Here is an 18,362-nt window from a genome sequence, read left to right as displayed (position 1 = left end):
TTAAAGTATTCCTGTAATGGCCAATAATCTGATATGGCTTAGTTTTAGTTCAGCCTGAGCAGTGATCAGATTGAATTTTGCTTCAAGAAGGATATTTTCAGCATCCAGCAAATCTGTTAACAGTGATTCCTGATTCAGATAACTATTTCTGATTACCCTAACTGTTTCCGAGCTTTTTTTGATATTTTTCTCAGCCATTTCCACACTCTCAAACGCCTGTTGCTCCTGTAAATATGCCTCGTTAACCCGAAACGTGATTTCATCTTTTTGTATGCTGGCTTTTTCCTTCTGCTGCTCATATATATTTTGGGCACGGGCAATGGAATGCCGGCTTTTATAAAGATTGTCAATAGAGAACTGTACCTGAATTCCTGTCTGGCCGAATCCCCACAAATCATTAGAATAAGGATAGAAAGAAATCTGGGGAAAGGTATAATTGTACTTCGAATACAAAGAAACTTTTGGCTGTAAATCTGCCTTTGTCTGCCTGATATTCAATTCACTCAATATAATATTACTATAAGCAATTTTATATTGCGGAGAGTTGTTCAGAGCAATATCAATATAATCAGGATGGGCTTCGGTTATGGTTTCAGGTTCAAAAATATCCTGATATGATATATCAAAAGGTATGTTGCTTTCACGGCCCATCAATATATTGAGCCGCTGTCTTGCAAGATCTATTTTCTTTTCAATGTCAGAAAGGTTCAGCTCCATCTGTGATAATTTAACCGATATTCTTAACACATCACTTTTCATTATCACACCATTCTTATATAAATTTTCTACAAGGGTAAACTGTTTTTTCTCTGCCGAAATTTCAGCCGAAATAAACGTCCGAAAATGCAAAAATTTGTAAAGATCATAGTAGGCAACCGCAGCATTATATTTTATATTATTCTTCTGCAGGTCAAACTCATACTGTTTTACCAGTTCTTCTTCCTGCTTCATTTTAATATTTCTTGTTTCTTTACCCCCACTGTACAGATTCAGATTTAAATGATATCCTGCACTATATCCGTAATGGGAAACGTTTACATTTTGCGGGGAGGAAAACAAGCCATTTTCGTAAACAAGAAATTTTGAATTGAGTCTAAAGTCTCCCCCGACAGAAAGCTCGGGTAAGAGTCTATTTTTTGCTTCATCAGTACCTAGTCGACTTTCTTTCCGGCTCAGGTCTGATAACTTCAACTGTCTGTTATGGAGTGCTGAAATATTCCAAATCTTTTCAAGTGTCAGTAGCTCTGTACTATCCGAAATTTGTGATTCTACCTGTTGAGAACAAAGAACAGCTATCATACTTAACGAAGCTATCAAGTTAGAATGTTTCATGTGAAGGCCTATTAAACTGTTGTTGATTTCTTTGTTTCCAGTATTTTATGACTGCTCTCAGTTCATCTACTATAAATGTTAAATCAGTTATAGGAATGAAAGGATTTAAATACATTGAATTGAAAATGAATTTAATTTTCTGCACCTCGCATTGAGCTGGATATTTTCCATTATAATCCATTTTTCCAGGATCTTTATTTATTTTTCGCATGTGGTTATAGAAATTTTTTATAACTAAAATCTTATTATATCTTGTTTACAAAATTATTTTAAGAGCATCCATCTTATTTTATATAATAAGCCCAAATTTTGTTTATTTTAGCCAAATGAATTTTCTGGAAGAGCTTAACAGGATTGTAGATCAGTATGATAATTCAATTTTAGTAATGCGGCAGCAGACCGAACAACGTCTGCCCGCCCATCAGCATAAAAAGGGACAATTGCTTTTGGTGTTAGGCGGAATTGCTTATCTACAAACAAGTGAAAGGGATTATTATATTCCTTCCAATCATTATATATGGATTCCGCAGAATTTTCCGCATAACCTGATGTACAATGCACAGGACCTCCATATTATTAATATTTATTTCCCGGAGGCTTATGTAGAAGAATTTTATAATAATCTGGGAATTTATCCCGTAAGCAGACTGCTTTCCGAGATGCTTTTTTTCAGTGAAAAGTGGCAGGGAAATTTTTTCCCGGGAGATTGGGAATTTGAATTTTTAAAAACATTATGGGGTTTATTGCCAAAAGAAAACTTACAAAAATTTTCAATCCAGCTTCCTACCACAGATGATGAGCGACTCAATGATATAACATCTGATCTGAGGAAAAGAATCAGCGAACCCCTTACTCTGCAAGATATTGCTTCAAAATTTGGACTCAGTGTAAGAAGCCTGACCAGGTTATTTCAAAATAAACTGCATATATCATTTATCCAATATATCAAAATGCTCCGCATTATCAGGGCGATGGAGCTTATCAAAAATACCAACTTAACGGTTACAGAACTTGCTTATGAAGTTGGATATTCAAACATATCTGCTTTTAGTAATACTTTTTTCCAGCTGACCAATATGCGTCCCACTGAATTTAAAGCAATGCTGTAAAATATAAATAAGAAAGGACATTTTCAGAAAAGTTTGCTGCAAATTTTATGAGTTTATTTAAAAATTTGTTAGCTGGGAAATAAAAAAACCTGCAAAACTAGAAATTTTGCAGGTTTTATCAATTTTTTTGTGCATTTTGAAGATTTCATCAGTTGCACCAAGTGGAGAATACGGGATTCGAACCCGTGACCTTTTGACTGCCAGTCAAACGCGCTAGCCAACTGCGCCAATCCCCCGTATCTTCATTAATTGTGAAGCGGGTACAAAAGTAAGTATTTAAATAATATATGCAAATGTTTTGTGGTTTTTATTTTATAAAAATTTGAAGGATTATCTATCCAACAATTCTTTTGCTTTAGGAATGGATAAATTAATTATGACGAGTAAATGAAAAAGATAAAAGGTTTCGACGAACAAAATATTTATTTGAACACAATATTAGGATGCTCAGTTTTTTTTGAAAGGTTTGTTCCATAGATCCATTTCGATATATCCAGATTACCTCATTTATAACACTACAGTACTGTATATTTTTCATAAAATGGAGTAACTTTTGTCCTTACGATAATTAAAGTAACTAAATCATTACATATCAAACAGGAAATAGTTATTGTCTTGTAGTATTTTTTTATTGTAAAAGTAATCCAATCACCCTTTTCGATCAATTGGTACATTTTTTTTTTAAAGTACCTTATAATATGATCCTTCCTCTTTCCTTTTAGTGAAAATAAGTCCTTCATAATCTTTGATAATCTTTACTAATTTTTAGTTTAACAAGTTTTTATGTTATCCTTATTTCATGTATTAGTTTTATTATTCCAAACATAGTGAAATACAAGTAATATTATTATGACCCTGATCATAATATTATATTAAAATATGTTAAACTTCTTCTGCAAGGGAACTTTTATTTGTACATAACAGTGACGGAATTAAAAAATAAAGAAATAAAAGTGACATTTTTTGTTGTGTGTTTTATTAATTTTTTAATAAAAAGCCATTATTAACTCGAAAAATTTAAATACATGATAATAAATAAAGATTTATTAATAATCTACGCTACCATCTTATAAGCCAACTTCAAAAAATGATTAAAAAAACAGCAGAATGATAAATCTATCAACAGCTGTCCGAAAAATAAAGTATCTTCGTTACAGACAGAAATTTTTATCAATCATGAAGTTAGAATTATATCAAATAGATGCATTTACTGAAAAAATTTTCCATGGAAACCCTGCATGTGTCGTTCCTTTAAAAACCTGGTTAGCTGATGAATTGCTTTTAAAAATAGCCCGCGAAAATGCCGTAGCCGAAACAGCTTTCTTTATTGACAATGGCAATACAATTCATCTGAGATGGTTTACACCTGAAATAGAGATGGACTTATGCGGACATGCTACTCTGGCCACAGCTCATTGCTTGATTTCAATCTTAAACTATCAGAGCAATAGAATCATTTTTGAAACTAAAAGCGGTGAATTAATAGTTGATGTTAAAGATGACACTTATTATATGGATTTTCCTTCAAGAATGCCCGAAACAGCAGTTCTTCCAGACACTATATCCAGATCGCTGAATATACAGCCCAAAGAAGTTTTCAAATCAAGAGATTATATTCTGCTATATGATTCTGAGGATGACATCAAAAATATCAAGATTGAAAGATCTGTTTTTGACCTTATCAATCTGGATCCTGGCGGCCTTGTTGTGACGGCTGCCGGTACAGACAGTGATTTTGTTTCAAGATATTTTACTCCACAGTCATCTATTCTCGAAGATCCTGTAACCGGCTCTGCACACTGCTCGCTCATTCCGTTCTGGTCTTCAAGATTAGGAAAAGATACGCTTTTTGCCCGTCAGCTGTCTGAAAGAGGTGGACAGCTCTATTGTGAAAACAAAAATGAAAGGGTTATTGTTGCAGGTAAAGCCAAAACTTATTCTATGGGATATCTATGGATAGAATAATATGATCCTGATCAAACTGAATAGTCAAACAGCTCGTTCCGGCGAACGATGTATTAGATTGGCAGCAAACAAAAAGGCATTAACTATCTTTGGTTAGTGCCTTTTCTGTAAAAAATTTCGATTCTTCAAAAGGTTGCAGACAAAAACGGATCAGATATCAAATAAAAATTTTTTATTAAATATGGACGAAATTAATCTAGTTTAATTTCAGTGAACTCAAACTGTCCTACATTTGTTAAAGAATTAAGACAACAAAAAAATTATCATATAAATTAATAATTAACATTAAAAATTTAAAACTATGAGCACACTTACATTAAAAGACGGAACCGAGATTTTTTACAAAGACCAAGGACAAGGACCTGTATTAATGTTTCACCACGGATGGCCATTATCATCTGACGACTGGGATGCACAGGTTATCTTTTTCTTACAGAAAGGTTACAGAGTAATTTCTCATGACAGAAGAGGCCACGGCCGTTCAAGCCAGAATATCTATAACCATACCATTGAGCAATATGCTTCCGATGCTGCGGAACTTGTAGAATTTCTTGATTTGAAAGATGTTGTTCATATAGGACATTCTACAGGTGGTGGTGAGGTGATCCGCTATGTACATAAATATGCCAATGGCAGAGCAAAAAAAGCAGTATTAATCAGTGCTGTTCCTCCGGTTATGGTAAAAAGCGAGAACAATCCTGATGGAGTTCCGATGGAAGTTTTTGACAACATCAGAGAACAGACATTAAACAACAGACAGCAGTTTTATTTTGATCTGACATTTCCTTTCTATGGTTACAACAGAGAAGGAGCTGACATCAAAGACGGTATTCAGAGAAACTGGTGGAGACAGGGAATGATGGGAGGAATTGTTGCTCACTATGACGGTATTAAAGCATTTTCTGAAACCGATTTCACAGAAGATTTGAAAGCAGTTGATATTCCTGTTTTGGTATTACACGGAGAGGATGATCAGATTGTACCTATTGAAAATTCTGCTATAAAATCAGCGAAATTATTAAAGAACGGTAAACTGATTACCTACCCAGGTTTTCCACACGGAATGCCAACCACAGAACATGAAACTATAAATAAAGATCTTTTGGAATTTATCCAGTCTTAACAGAACATATCTATATATAAAGAAAGGTGGGCTGCAATAGTCCACCTTTTGTTTTTGGTCATATTATAAAAATTAAACTGATCAATAATAAAGCTTTTTACGCTTCAGATAATTAATAAGTTCTTTCGGGCGGTCAGTCTGAATAATGTTGACTCCTCTATTAATATACCAATCATAAACATCAGCATTTTCCAGAACCAGATCATCATTATTTCCTGCATTATGATGCGGCCACAATGAATTGACCCAGATTTTGACCTTTTTTTCTCTTAAAGATTTAAAATCAATCAGATTTTTTTCCGTTGTTCCTACTGTAAATTCAAAACCATAAATCTTATAGTTTTTAACATATTCTGAAATTTTTTTAAGATCTTCACTGTTGCTCAACTGGATAATCGGCATATAGTGGATATCATTTTTAATATCTCCGTATTTCTGGTTAAATTCAGCATAAGATTCGTGGCCTTTAAACAAAATCTGATCTAGCATATTTCGTTTTTTCACCAAAGGATAAACCTGTTTTATGTAATCAAAACCTTTATCCAGATTCAGAAGAATTTTACCGTCTGTGATTTCTAGGATTTCCTGTAATGTGGGAACTCTCATTTGGGTCTCCACTCCCAGCCCGTCTCTCAGATGCAGTTTCTTGATTTCAGCTAGTGTAAAATCAGACGGTTTTCCCTTTCCTGTTGTCGTTCTGTCGATCGTATTATCATGCATCAGGATCAAAACACTGTCTTTGGTCATGGCAAGATCTATTTCAGCCATATCCACTCCTTTTTCAATGGCTTTTTTCACGGCCCACACCGAATTTTCCGGAGCCTCTCTCCAGTCACCGCGGTGAGCTACCACCATTACTTTGTTATCAGGAAAATCAGAAAGTGAAATTTTCTTTTGCTGTGCAATGAACAGGGAAGAAAAAATAAGAAGAAACAGTGGTAATAATTTATTGTTTAGCATAATTTCAAATGTTTAATTAATATCCTGGATTTTGTTTAATAGCAGGGTCTGTATTGATCTGTCCCTGCGGAACCGGCATCAGAAGATGATGAGGTTTGATCTGTGCGGTACTGTATCCGGGATTATTATTAAAATGATCCGTCATTACCGAGATCGCTTTTCCGGTTCTCACGAGGTCAAACCAACGGTGTCCCTCTCCTACAAATTCCAGCCTTCTTTCACGGTCAATTTCATTAAGCAAAGCATCTTTTGTTGAAAGGTTGACAGCAGCAATTCCTGCTCTGGTTTTAATTTTATTTAGATATACATTGGCGTTGATAACGTCATTCTGTTCGGCAAAACATTCTGCCATCATCAGAAAAACATCGGCTAATCTCAGCACCACAAAATTGCTTCCTCCATCAGCAATAGTATTCGATGTTTTCACTAATTTTTTACTGAAAGGAATTCCGTTTGAAGTAAGCCCGATATATGCAGAACGTCTGGTATCACTGGCTGAATAAAGGTTGTAAACTTCCTTGGTCGGAAGATTGTGTCCTTTGGCTCCTGAAACCGATCCGGAAGGACTGAACATCTGAAATGCCGTACTTCCCTCCGAATTGCCATTCAATCCTGAGGTGAACTGTACATCAAAAATAATTTCAGCATTATTTTTATTGGTGACATCAAAAATTTTATTGACATCCGGCAAAAGCTGATAGCCCAAAGATTCAATCTGATTTAAATAAGTCAATGATTCAGTGAATTTCTTCTGTGTCAGAAGCACTTTACCCATAATTCCCAACGCTGCTCCTTTAGTCACTCTCCCCTTTTGCGTAGTTGTTACCGGTAAAAGGTCAATAGCTTCTTTCAAATCCTTTTCTATGGCTGAATACACCTCTGCAGCAGGAGTTCTTGACTGCCCGAAATAATCGTTAACATTCGTAGTTTCTTTTAAAACCAACGGAACATCACCATAAATTCGCACCAGATTAAAATACATCAACGCACGCAGAAATTTCATTTCGCCAATCCTTGTATTCTTCAGAGCATCCGTCATATCAGGAATTTTTCCAATCCTCGTCAGAATAATATTTGCCTGCTGAATGCCTATATAATGGTCCTTCCACGCGCTTGCAATAAGGCTGTTATTAGGCTGAATCGTGAAAAAATCCAATTCACCATACGTAAAAGAATCATTGGCAGGAACCTCATCATAAGTATTATCTGAAGGTAATTCTCCCAAAGCCGGCATAGCCAGCTGATACTGTCCGGTATACTGAAGAGCTCCATACACTGAAATAATACCCTGTTCAATTTCAGAGGAATTGGTATAAAATTGTGATGAAACTTTCTGTGCCTCAGGATTGACATTCAAAAGATCGGACGAGCATGAGCACATCACTGAAAGGCTGAATATTGTAATGAATATTTTTTTCATGATTTTAAAATTTAAGGTTAAAGCCCATAGAATAAATTTTAGCTACCGGATAATAAGCCTGATCAAAGCCTTGCGTAAGAACATTATCTGAAGTAGCATCGATGTTCATTCCTTTATATTTTGACAGCGTGAAAAGATTATTTCCTACCAGATAAATCTGTGCATTTTCTATCCCGATATTTTCAAGCATAGATTTGGGTAAATTAAAAGCCAGGCGAAGCGATCTCAGTCTTACATAATCTGCATTTTTAAAGTATAAATTTGAAGTTCTGGCCTCTTTTCTGTTATTGGAGAAATTCATATTCGGCATCCCGAAAAATCCATCAGGATTGGATACTGCGTTGTAACGATTGTCAAAATAATACTGTGAGGCCATTCCGAAGCCTTCTCCTGATTCTAAAGTGGTTACAGCATCAGCATTATAGATTTTCTTACCAATTTCGCTGTATAATGAGAAGCTCAGCTCAAAAAGTCCGTATCTGAAATTATTATTGAAACCAAGAATGTATTTCGGAACCCCGCTTCCAAAGCTTCTTTTATCGTTGACATCAATTTTCCCGTCGCCATTCAGATCTTCCATAATATAATCTCCGACCATTGTTCCGGTAATATGTGGTGAATTTTTGATCTGTTCCTGAGTTTTATAGATTCCAAGGATATTGTAGCCATACATTTCACCAATAGAGCCGCCTACTTTGGTTACAGAGAAGTTATTTTCTCCCGTGATGATCTGGTTCTGGCCGTTTGCCAGTGCTAATACTTCATTTTTGTTGGTTGAAAAATTAAAGCTTCCCGAATAGGTAAAGTCTTTAGCGATGGTAAAAGTTTTTGACGCAATCTGTAATTCAAAACCGGAATTTTTGATTTTACCAATATTTTGAAGTGAAGTACTGAAACCAGATTGCTGCGGAACGGGAACATCCAATAGCAAACCATCTCTGTTGAGGATATAATAATCTGCAGAAATGTTCAGTACATTTTTAAACAAAGAAAAATCGATTCCGAAGTTGTTTGATCTGGACTTTTCCCAGGAAATATTCGGATTGGGAGCTGTTGCCGTTGTATATCCAGGTACTAAAGTTCCCCCAAAGTTATAATTATCAGGATTCATCAGTGAAAGTGCTCCGAAATTAGGAATCTGATTATTTCCGTTGCTTCCCAGGCTGTATCTAAGCTTCAAATCAGTCACAATTGTATTTTCAGGAAAGAAATTTTCGTTACTGATTGTCCATCCTGCAGAAAATGCATAGAAATTTCCCCATTTAGAATTTTTTCCGAAACGTGAAGAACCATCTCTACGATAAGAAGCCATCAGGTTATACTTATTGTCAAAGGTGTAATTAACCCTGGAGAAATAAGAGAACAGCCTCCATTTGTATTGTGTTAATGTATTTTTAAATGAAGTTCCGCCCGCAATATTTCGGATACTGTTATCAGGAAATGCTGTGGCTTCGGTTAAAAGCTGCGTATTATCTTCCTGCTGAAAAGACTGTCCTGCAATAGCATCCACCCGGTGAGAGCCCCACTTTTGATCAAATGAAAGTAAGTTTTCAATTAAATAATTTTTGCGGATATATTCTGTTCTGTTGGCAAAAGTAACATCCGGAGCTGCCGCTCTGTAAGCTCCTACTGTAGAAGGATCGAAGAAATTGTATTCGTAATTTGAATAATCTCCACCTACAGATAATCTGTATTTCAGACCTTTCAACAATTCAAGCTCAGTGAAAATATTTCCGAATGTTTTAAATAAAGTATATTTTCTGTTGGTCATATCCTGAACGGCAACGGGATTTTCTACCAAAGCTCCGTCAGTTGGTGTATTTCCTAAGATCTGCTGGGAAATAGCAAGACTTCCGTCATCATTGTAAGGTTTAAAGAAAGGATACATTGCCGTAGCCATCTGCAAAGGATTGTAGCTTCTTGAGTTTTCTGCCGCATTGATCGTCCCCGTTGCATAAGACGGAGTCATGGTTACTCCCACTTTCCATCTGTCTGTAAGCTCTGTCGAAAGGTTGATGCTTGTGGAAAATTTTTCGTAATCTGTCCCGATAACCAATCCCTTTTGTTTAAAATAGCTCATAGTAAAAGCATATTTGCTCTTATCGCTTCCTCCGGTAATATTCAGTGAGGTCTGGCTGATAGGTGCTGGCTTCATCACGGTATTCAGCCAGTCAGTATCTGTTAATCCCGGCTGTTTTGCAAGGTAAGGCGCCAAATAATCAGGAATTAATTCTCTTAAAGAGGCTCCTTTGCTTATTCTTGTGGCGTTATTATCAGAAATACTTCTGTTGCTGCCTTTAGAAAGATAATTGTTATCTCTGGCTTCCTTCAGAAAAGTGGCCATATCATAAGCGTTGACCAGTTTCACATTATCACTTCTCATTTGCATTCCGTAGTAAGAATCGAAAGAAACAGCCATTCTCCCCTTTTTTCCCTGCTTTGTTTCTATGATAATTACTCCGTTTGCTCCTCTGGAACCGTAGATTGCGGCAGAAGCGGCATCCTTTAAAATATCAATTTTGGCAATGGAATTAGGATCAATGGCATTCAGGTTGGAACCTTCAGTTAAGGGAAGTCCGTCTACAACAATCAGAGGATTGGATCCTGCTGTCAACGTTCCAATGCCTCTCACTCTTATTGATGGTGAACCTCCCGGCGTTGCATTGGCCTGAGTGATCTGAACTCCTGTTGCTTTTCCGGCGATAATGTCTCCAAAATTACTGGAAGCTACCCCTTTCATCTGTTTCTCATCAATAGAAGAAATAGAACCCGAATTGTTTTTCTTGCTCTGCTTCCCATAACCGACCAAAACAACCTCATCAATGTTCTTTTCTCTGGATTTTACAGTGTCTTTAATTGGATTTAAATACTCTGCAGACTGTTGAGCATTGGTTCTCTGAATTTTTGCCATTGCTCTTGCATTGAGACGAACCGTCACCGTTTTTTGATCTACATTAAAATCCAGACCGATATTCTTTTTCAGATAGTCCAAAGATGCTGATAACGACTGATAGTTAACCTGAGATTCATCCACCTGGATATTTTTCAGGTCTGAAACTGAATAAAAGAATTTTACGCCATGCTCTTTTGAAAGTTTTTCAAAGATTGTAATCAAAGGCGTTCTCCGCTGAATAACGGACTGTTGAAAACATTTGTTAGCCTCTGCGTAGGTAAACTGTGGCGCACACAAAAGACCCAACAACATCATGCTAATTGTTGTTTTTTTCATAGCTTTGCTGAAATTAGTTGTTATTTGACTGATTTATTTTCAATGCATCGGTAACCCCAATTACTGGTGCATTATTTTTCTAAAATGATGTGATTTTCTGATTGTTTTCTTGCAGAAAGATTAAATGGAAATCCTATTGTTTTAATGACTTTATTAAGGTCTCCGGTGATATCTCCATCTATAATATTCTCTTTGTAATGCTGAGGATAAGTTATAGAGATATTGTACGTCTTCTCCAGTTGGGAAACCGCCTGCCCGAATTTCATTTCATTAAAATCAAATGTTCTTTCTACATCCTGATCGTAGAAATGCTTCTCTACTCCACCTTTATCAGCTAACCATGTTTCTTTGGGTAAAAGGTAAGTTGTATGACCATTGTAATCAATTTTCACTTTTCCTTCTTTCAGATAGACTTTTTTATCTACGGATCTCTGATCAAGCAAAAATTTTGTTCCCAATACTTTTACTTTAAATCCATTGGCATCAATAATAAAGGGCAATGCTTTATTTTTAGCAACACTGAAAAACGCTTTTCCTTTAAAAGAAACATTTCTGGTCTTCTTTCCGAAATCTTCAGTCAGTCTCAATTCACTTTCAGGTTCCAGTGTAATGATACTTCCATCAGATAATGTAAATTCTTTTTGAATCTTTTCTGCTCTGAAAACCATTTGCTGATGTTCCGAAGATTTCATTTCATTCCCAGTGGAAAATAAAGTAATCAGTGTAAATAAAGGTAAAAGAAGAGCTGCTGCCCATAAAAACCTTTTTGCATTGTTTCTTGATCGGATTTTATTTTCAAGTCCGTTCCAGATTCGCTGATCTGCTGAATCTTTCATTTTCCTGTTTTCATCTTTAACTGATTTCCATTGATTTTCGAAATCCATACGCTCCTGTTTGATCTTTATTAGAGAATACGCAGGAAGTATACAATCGTCAACCTCTATTTTTTTGATTTAACGATTTGTTCATATTGGACTAAAGTTGACTGAAGCCAGATTTATGGAAAGAAATTTGGAATGTTCAGAATAACCTAAAAGAAAAAATTCAAATTCGCTCTCAGAAATTTCAGAACCTTGTTAACATGTTTTTCAACGGCTGTTTTAGAAATATCATTTTCCTGAGCAATGGTAAAAAGACTGAGATTCTGGATTTTATTTTTGATGAAAAATTCGCGGCTTCTTTCGGGAACCTGTTCCAGAAGACTTTCTATTTTTTTAAGCTGATCTTCCTGCTGTACCTGTTTTTCAATTTCTGAGCTTTCTTCATCCTGACTTTCCTGCGAGTTTTCAAGAGGAACGAAAATCATTTTTCTTTTACGGTAGAAATTGGAGATTTCCTGTTTGGCAGATTTAAAGATAAGTGCTTCGATTTCTGACGGAGAATGGGCTTTGGATAAATACTTCCAGACGTGCATAAAAATATCCTGAACAATTTCTTCAATATCCTCTTCTTCCGAAAGATATTTTGCCACAAAGAAATACACCCTGTGCTTGTAACCGGAATATATTTCTTTAAAATGATCCATTCTTTAATACGTCTTTGAACTCAAAACTGGTGGTACAAAAGTATCCAAAAGCTATGGCAATCGTATTAAATTTATATTAAGTTTAAATCCTTAGCAATAACTCATCACCGGATTTTCACAGATATATTTTCTGCTCAGAAAGAAAAATCCAAATTATCAGCGGAAGGTCTGAAATTGGAATGCATTGCGGCTGTAAAATAATCACAAAACACCTGATACACTGCAGAATTGGTATCTGTTGCGCGGATTCCAAGCTGTGTATAAACAGAAAGAATTTGATGGGATAATTTATGAACCTGCTCTACTCCATATTGATGAATCTCATGTTGTTGATCTTCAGAAATCTCTTTGTGATCACCGAGTATATTTTCTACTTCTCTGGCAATGGTTAATACTTTTTTTAAATGCTTTTCAACAGACTCTGTGAAACTTTTGAAATTGATCTCAGGACGAATAAGTTGTGCTTCTTCAATAAAATGAGAAGCCATTCCAAGATAATTCACCAAAAGTGTCAAATCTGCAAAAACCCGAAACGGAATGCTGTCCAGAATATCATTTGTGAAAAAATGGTCATACACAAAACTGTAATCTTCGCTTACGATAACATTTTCGATGGTAAAGGAATATGTACCACTGGCTTTCATTCCCATAGATGTCCAGTTGGGGATAATTTCAGTCTGTTCTTTCGGAGCAATGAATGAGTGAATGATCTCATTGCCATTGTCATCAATTATTGGTTTCCCGTTTTCTGTAATTCTGGCATTCAATGTGAAATGGGTCAGATGAGGTGCTCCTGTTGCAAAATTCCATAAACCATTAATCAGATAGGTATTATCATTTTGCTTTTCTGCAGTTCCGCCAACCATTCCGCTTCCTCCAAAGCAGGTTTTAGAATGGAAAAACAGTAACTGAGCAACTTCAGGTTTAATATTTCTGGAAAAATAATTGGCTCCGGCACAAAGCGTCAGCATCCAGCCAAAACTTCCGTCGGTTTCAGCCCAACTAAATAATACTTTAAGTCCTTCTGCAAAACGATAGCCGAGTCCTCCATACTTTTGGGGAACCCAGATCTTAAGCAGTCCTTCATCATGAATATGTTGTATCACCTTATCAGAAATTAAAGAAGCTCCCTGAAGTTCCTGTCTGATGTCTTTAGTACTCAGCATTAGCCTTGGTTTTAATGATTTTCTGCCATTCTATATATCCAGAAATAGCCACTAAAAATAAAAATGAAGTTAAAACAGCATAGAGATATAATTCTTTATGAATCATTAAGGGAATAGAAATAATATTACTTACATTCAATATTACCCAGTTTTCAATTTTCCGTCTCGCCATGAGCCACATTCCTGCCCAGGCAAAAGCACTTACTAAGGAGTCCCAAACGGGAACATCCGAGTCTGTAAAATGAGTAAGAAAGAACCAAAATAAACTAAAGGTTCCCAGAACAATTCCTCCGGTGATCCACTTTTCAGAAGCAGAGGTCACAGAGATTTGCATTTCAGATTTCTGTTTCCCGAATTTCCAGTACAGCCATCCGTAGATGCTCATAATCAGATAATAAAGATTTAAGGTAAATTCAGCATAAAGCTTGGAGGTAAGCATCACATACAACGTAAGCAAAATACCTGCAATTCCGAAAAGATAGTTGTTGACATTGTTTTTACGGGCCAGTAAAACCTGAATCACTGAAAATAAGACTCCGAACCATTCCGGTAAGGTAATTTGTTTTAAAATGTCCTGCATCATATTAATTGTTGGAAATCAAATGATGAGATGATAAGTAAGCAATCCCTACGCCGGCATTATCCGGATCAGGTGTGGAAATATATTCCTGGGTATCATCTCAGCCACTGTTATCTGTAGCACCCCATTGTTGAGGCAAAGGTGCAGCTTTTTTGTGGAAAAAGAAAGCAGTTCAGCCTTTTATTTTGAAATATAATTCTTCTATTTATCCTTTAAAATGAATATTCTACAGCTGACGAACCAACCGGAATGTAAGATTAATACGTTCCTTCATAGAAGTTACAGATTTAGCGATCCGATGTTCCCAATGTTCCTGCAGATCTCCTTTCATAATCAGCAATGAGCCATGAGGAAGAGGCAGGCTGTATTTACTCTGATGATGATCTTTTTTCCGGAAATCAAAATTCCTTGTCTGTCCTAAACTTAAAGATGCAATCACCGGACGGCTGCCATATCTGCTTTCTTTATCCCGATGCCAGGCAACAGAGTCATTATGATCCCGGTAAAGATTAAGTAATACAGAATTGAACTGATATCCAAATGTTTCTTCTATTCTTTGTTTTAAAGAAAGCAGTTCAGGAATCCATGGATTGGTCTCCAATTCACCATTACCCGAAGGATAAGCATTTTCCTCATCTCCATACCATACTGTTAAACGCGGAGTGAGTACCGTCTTATCATACATTTTCTGGCTTCTTTGTTTCCAGGGAGCCGTTTCAAGAAGATGAATCTTAAGCAGGTCAGCCTCTTCCTGATTCAGGAAATGTTCTCTGTACTCCAGAAGATCTTTTGGAAATTCATACAAATCTTCTGAATCAAACAAACTAAGCTGGGTCATATTTTTTAACTTTTAAGTAATAAATTGATTCTTCTCTATTAAAGTATAGCTATACTTTATTATTCATAGGTTTTCTATAAAACTTTTTGCTATCTGAGAAAACCAATAATGATACAAATTATATCTACAAATTTACTTAAAATGATACAAAATAAATCAAGCCAACAGAAATCATTCAGGAAAAGGCAAACAGTGATGAAGTTAACAGGAATCACATAATTATTTTATGCATTTAAATACACTTCCAGTTTATGATAATTCACTTTTATAACAAATTGTAAATTAAATATCTGAAATAATTAATACACTCAAAAAAAATGAGTAATAATGCATTATATGCACACAATAGGAAGTCACTTCATCAAGATTTAATACTTAATTCAAAAATAATTATCCATCTTTGCAGCCTTAAATTCAAACACGCTAGTTTATTTCATGAGCATTATTTTTAAAAAGCGACTAATTATAGCGCTTGTATTACCTACGGCCGCCCTTTATTACGGGCAGAGTACGAAGGATTCTTTAGAGAAATCAAAATCTATTGATGAGGTGATGTTGGTTGGTAGAAACCTTTCCCAAACAGCCAAAGAAAGAAAAACTCCTGTTGCAGTTTCCACCATCAAGGCAGCAGAAATTCAGGAGAAGTTAGGAAACAGAGAATTTCCTGAGATTATGAAGTCTACCCCATCCGTGTATGTTACCAAAGTGGGCGGAGGTTTTGGAGACAGCAGAATCAACATGAGAGGTTTTGATGGGGCAAACATTGCAGTGATCATCAACGGGCAACCGGTGAATGACATGCAGGGAGGTACTGTATACTGGTCTAACTGGACCGGGTTGGCAGACATTGCGAGCAATATTCAGATCCAGAGAGGTTTGGGAGCTTCTAAATTTGTAGTTCCTTCTGTAGGAGGAACGATCAATATTGTGACCAAAGCTACCGATTCTGAGCAGAAAGCAATGATCAAAGGAGAAGTCGGCAACGATAACTATTCCAGAATATCTGCGATGTACTCTTCCGGTTTAAAAAACAAATGGGGAACTACCGTATTGCTTTCCCGCTGGCAAGGGGATGGTTATATCAATGGAACGAAAGGAGAAGGGTATTCTTGGTTTTTCTCAACCGGATTTAAGCCCAATGAAAAACATGCGTTCAATTTAATTGCAACCGGAGCACCACAGGTACATGACACAAGAAGGTCTTCGGCAACCGGAGCGAATGTGGCTACTCTGCAGCAATTCGATACCTATGGAAGAAGATACAACCCTCAGACAGGAATGTTGAATGGTTCTCAATTCAATCTGGCTCCTAACTTCTATCATAAGCCTATTGCATCATTGAACTGGGACTGGACCATGAATGATAACCTGAAACTTTCTACAGTTCTTTATGGTTCATGGGGACGTGGCGGCGGTGGTACCGGACTGAATGGTTCTATCAAAAACGGCAGCGGACAAACCATGAATTTCATGAATTACGGTGCGGGCGGAGACGGTACCATCAATTGGGATATGATTTACCGCTATAACAGAGGTGGTATGGTAACAGATTATAATGGAAATACTTTCCAGAAATCAACCTTTACTGCACCTGCAGGCTCTCCTACTGATTATAACGGACAATATGTAGCTACTCTGAACGGAACCAATGGTATCGTAAGAAAGCAAAGCATCAATGCTCATGACTGGTATGGAGTAATTGCAGATCTTAATTACAAAAAAAATAACTGGACCTTTAACGGAGGTATCGATCTTAAAACTTACAAAGGAGCACTTTATGACATCGTTACCGATATGTTGGGATCAGATGCATTATTTGTTTCCAGTACAGCAAATGCTCCAAAAGGATATTATATTAATCAAACTGTAAAGCCGGAACCTCTTACTAAGCTTAAAGATGCTCAAAAAGTTTCTGTACACAATGAAGGTCTGGTAAAATGGGCAGGTTTATATGGAATGGTTGAATACAGCTCTGAAAAACTAAGTGCATCTGTTCAGGGATCTGTTTCTGAACAATACTATAAAAGAAGAGACTACATGCTGTATACTCCAGGAAACCAGGAAACAAAATGGTATCACAAAACGGGTTATATTGTAAAAGGAGGTGCCAACTATAATATAGATGAGCATCATAATGTATTTTTCAATACAGGAGTTATTTCAAGACAGCCATTATTCAATGCGCTATTCCCTTCCAACCAAAATATTTATAATGATGCAAAGAATGAAAGAATTTTCTCTGTGGAGTTAGGGTATGGTTTCAAATCCCGTTATGTAGATGTGAATATCAATGCTTACAGGACGCAATGGGATGACAGATTTATTTCAAGAACATTTAATGCAGGAGCTGCAGATGTTGCCAACTTCCCGCAACTACAGCTTGGAAATGCTTATTTCTACAACGCACTGAACGTTGGACAGATACATCAGGGTGTTGAGTTGGAAGCGAAGGCAAGACCATTTGCTAACCTTAGACTGAGAGGAATGTTATCATTGGGGAACTGGAAGTATAAAGGAAATGCGAATTTCAACATTCTTGATGTTCAAAACAATCAGGAAGTAGCAGGCGCTACAGGGGTAATCAACATCAAAGATTTGAAGGTTGGAGATGCTGCACAAACTACTGCAAGCCTTGGAGTTGATTATAACATTACCAAAGCTTTCAGTATTGATGCCAACTGGGAATATTATGACAAGCTATATGCGCAATTTAACCCAATCAACTTCCTTACTGAGGCAGCAAGAGAAAAAGGAATTGTAAAATTGCCAAGCTATAATCTATTTGACGTAGGTGCTTCTTACAAATTCACGATTGATGCGAAAAAGTCTTTAACGTTGAGAGCTAATGTGTACAACTTATTCAACAAATATTATATTTCTGAATTAAGCTCCAATATTTTCGCAGGTGATAAAATTGCAAGCGGCCCAAATGCCGGGAAAACTTACCAGGAAACCGGAAGAGTTTATCAGGGTATTGCTGATGGCAACACAGGATTCCTTGGTTTTGGAAGAACCTGGTCTGTTGCAGCCACTTTAAGATTCTAAAACAGATCATTCCAAGAATGAATTAAATAAACCCCACCAAATCCTGGTGGGGTTTTCATTTTAATAAACT

The 18,362-nt window shown here is 36.3% G+C and carries 13 protein-coding genes, 1 tRNA gene and 1 riboswitch; of the genes, 4 read left to right on the top strand and 10 right to left on the bottom strand.

Annotation, left to right across the window (positions count from 1 at the left end; translation table 11 throughout):
- Positions 1-1,332 (bottom strand): TolC family protein, encoded by a 1,332-nt coding sequence (locus KIK00_RS03375; RefSeq protein WP_255815142.1) that lies wholly within the window; start codon positions 1,330-1,332, stop codon positions 1-3.
- Between the two features lie 326 nt (positions 1,333-1,658).
- On the opposite strand from KIK00_RS03375, the gene KIK00_RS03370 reads away from it, so the two are divergent.
- Positions 1,659-2,441, top strand: a complete 783-nt coding sequence (locus KIK00_RS03370) for an AraC family transcriptional regulator (protein ID WP_255815141.1) — start codon at positions 1,659-1,661, stop codon at positions 2,439-2,441.
- 162 nt (positions 2,442-2,603) lie between these two features.
- Here the strand turns inward: KIK00_RS03370 and KIK00_RS03365 are convergent.
- Positions 2,604-2,677: transfer RNA gene (locus tag KIK00_RS03365), tRNA-Ala, on the bottom strand.
- 940 nt (positions 2,678-3,617) lie between these two features.
- Here KIK00_RS03365 and KIK00_RS03360 point away from each other — a divergent pair.
- Both KIK00_RS03360 and KIK00_RS03355 read left to right on the top strand, forming a co-directional pair.
- Positions 3,618-4,406: a PhzF family phenazine biosynthesis protein gene (locus tag KIK00_RS03360; protein WP_255816648.1), complete on the top strand. Its 789-nt coding sequence runs from the start codon at positions 3,618-3,620 to the stop codon at positions 4,404-4,406.
- Positions 4,407-4,707: 301 nt separating this feature from the next.
- Entirely contained in the window at positions 4,708-5,529 is an 822-nt protein-coding gene (locus KIK00_RS03355; protein WP_255815140.1) for an alpha/beta fold hydrolase, read from the top strand.
- An 81-nt stretch (positions 5,530-5,610) separates the two neighbouring features.
- Here the strand turns inward: KIK00_RS03355 and KIK00_RS03350 are convergent, their stop codons facing one another.
- The 8 genes from KIK00_RS03350 to KIK00_RS03315 form a co-directional block, all read right to left on the bottom strand.
- Positions 5,611-6,489, bottom strand: a complete 879-nt coding sequence (locus tag KIK00_RS03350; protein WP_255815139.1) for a glycerophosphodiester phosphodiesterase family protein — start codon at positions 6,487-6,489, stop codon at positions 5,611-5,613.
- Between the two features lie 16 nt (positions 6,490-6,505).
- Positions 6,506-7,909, bottom strand: a complete 1,404-nt coding sequence (locus tag KIK00_RS03345) for a RagB/SusD family nutrient uptake outer membrane protein (protein ID WP_255815138.1) — start codon at positions 7,907-7,909, stop codon at positions 6,506-6,508.
- A 4-nt stretch (positions 7,910-7,913) separates the two neighbouring features.
- Positions 7,914-11,138 carry a SusC/RagA family TonB-linked outer membrane protein gene (locus tag KIK00_RS03340; protein WP_255815137.1) on the bottom strand — a complete coding sequence of 1,075 codons (3,225 nt, stop codon included), beginning with the start codon at positions 11,136-11,138 and terminating at the stop codon, positions 7,914-7,916.
- A 71-nt stretch (positions 11,139-11,209) separates the two neighbouring features.
- Positions 11,210-12,022: a FecR family protein gene (locus KIK00_RS03335; protein ID WP_255815136.1), complete on the bottom strand. Its 813-nt coding sequence runs from the start codon at positions 12,020-12,022 to the stop codon at positions 11,210-11,212.
- Positions 12,023-12,168: 146 nt separating this feature from the next.
- The gene (locus KIK00_RS03330; protein ID WP_255815135.1) at positions 12,169-12,663 is read right to left on the bottom strand and encodes an RNA polymerase sigma factor; all 495 of its coding nucleotides are present in this window, start codon (positions 12,661-12,663) and stop codon (positions 12,169-12,171) included.
- 134 nt (positions 12,664-12,797) lie between these two features.
- Positions 12,798-13,829, bottom strand: coding sequence for a hypothetical protein (locus KIK00_RS03325; RefSeq protein ID WP_255815134.1), 1,032 nt, complete (start codon positions 13,827-13,829; stop codon positions 12,798-12,800).
- On the bottom strand, positions 13,816-14,412 hold the full coding sequence (gene pnuC, locus KIK00_RS03320; RefSeq protein ID WP_255815133.1) for a nicotinamide riboside transporter PnuC: 597 nt from the start codon (positions 14,410-14,412) through the stop codon (positions 13,816-13,818). Before pnuC ends, KIK00_RS03325 begins: the two co-directional genes overlap by 14 nt.
- A gap of 25 nt (positions 14,413-14,437) precedes the next feature.
- Positions 14,438-14,546: riboswitch (TPP riboswitch) on the bottom strand.
- Between the two features lie 89 nt (positions 14,547-14,635).
- Complete coding sequence (locus KIK00_RS03315) at positions 14,636-15,247, bottom strand: alpha-ketoglutarate-dependent dioxygenase AlkB (RefSeq protein ID WP_255815132.1); 612 nt, start codon at positions 15,245-15,247, stop codon at positions 14,636-14,638.
- A 435-nt stretch (positions 15,248-15,682) separates the two neighbouring features.
- Between KIK00_RS03315 and KIK00_RS03310 the strand changes: the two genes are divergently transcribed.
- Positions 15,683-18,292: a TonB-dependent receptor gene (locus KIK00_RS03310; protein ID WP_255815131.1), complete on the top strand. Its 2,610-nt coding sequence runs from the start codon at positions 15,683-15,685 to the stop codon at positions 18,290-18,292.
- Positions 18,293-18,362: the final 70 nt, after the last annotated feature.

Origin of the sequence: Chryseobacterium sp. MA9, assembly GCF_024399315.1 — a bacterium.
Classification (GTDB): domain Bacteria; phylum Bacteroidota; class Bacteroidia; order Flavobacteriales; family Weeksellaceae; genus Chryseobacterium.
This window is presented reverse-complemented; position numbering and strand designations above follow the sequence as displayed.

What these genes read in the sequence shown, in the direction of transcription:
- pnuC (WP_255815133.1), bottom strand. Translation starts at nt 14,412, where the DNA reads ATGATGCAGGACATTTTAAAACAAATTACCTTACCGGAATGGTTCGGA.
- KIK00_RS03330 (WP_255815135.1), bottom strand. Translation starts at nt 12,663, where the DNA reads ATGGATCATTTTAAAGAAATATATTCCGGTTACAAGCACAGGGTGTAT.
- KIK00_RS03375 (WP_255815142.1), bottom strand. Translation starts at nt 1,332, where the DNA reads ATGAAACATTCTAACTTGATAGCTTCGTTAAGTATGATAGCTGTTCTT.
- KIK00_RS03370 (WP_255815141.1), top strand. Translation starts at nt 1,659, where the DNA reads ATGAATTTTCTGGAAGAGCTTAACAGGATTGTAGATCAGTATGATAAT.
- KIK00_RS03340 (WP_255815137.1), bottom strand. Translation starts at nt 11,138, where the DNA reads ATGAAAAAAACAACAATTAGCATGATGTTGTTGGGTCTTTTGTGTGCG.
- KIK00_RS03335 (WP_255815136.1), bottom strand. Translation starts at nt 12,022, where the DNA reads ATGGATTTCGAAAATCAATGGAAATCAGTTAAAGATGAAAACAGGAAA.
- KIK00_RS03315 (WP_255815132.1), bottom strand. Translation starts at nt 15,247, where the DNA reads ATGACCCAGCTTAGTTTGTTTGATTCAGAAGATTTGTATGAATTTCCA.
- KIK00_RS03360 (WP_255816648.1), top strand. Translation starts at nt 3,618, where the DNA reads ATGAAGTTAGAATTATATCAAATAGATGCATTTACTGAAAAAATTTTC.
- KIK00_RS03350 (WP_255815139.1), bottom strand. Translation starts at nt 6,489, where the DNA reads ATGCTAAACAATAAATTATTACCACTGTTTCTTCTTATTTTTTCTTCC.
- KIK00_RS03345 (WP_255815138.1), bottom strand. Translation starts at nt 7,909, where the DNA reads ATGAAAAAAATATTCATTACAATATTCAGCCTTTCAGTGATGTGCTCA.
- KIK00_RS03310 (WP_255815131.1), top strand. Translation starts at nt 15,683, where the DNA reads ATGAGCATTATTTTTAAAAAGCGACTAATTATAGCGCTTGTATTACCT.
- KIK00_RS03325 (WP_255815134.1), bottom strand. Translation starts at nt 13,829, where the DNA reads ATGCTGAGTACTAAAGACATCAGACAGGAACTTCAGGGAGCTTCTTTA.
- KIK00_RS03355 (WP_255815140.1), top strand. Translation starts at nt 4,708, where the DNA reads ATGAGCACACTTACATTAAAAGACGGAACCGAGATTTTTTACAAAGAC.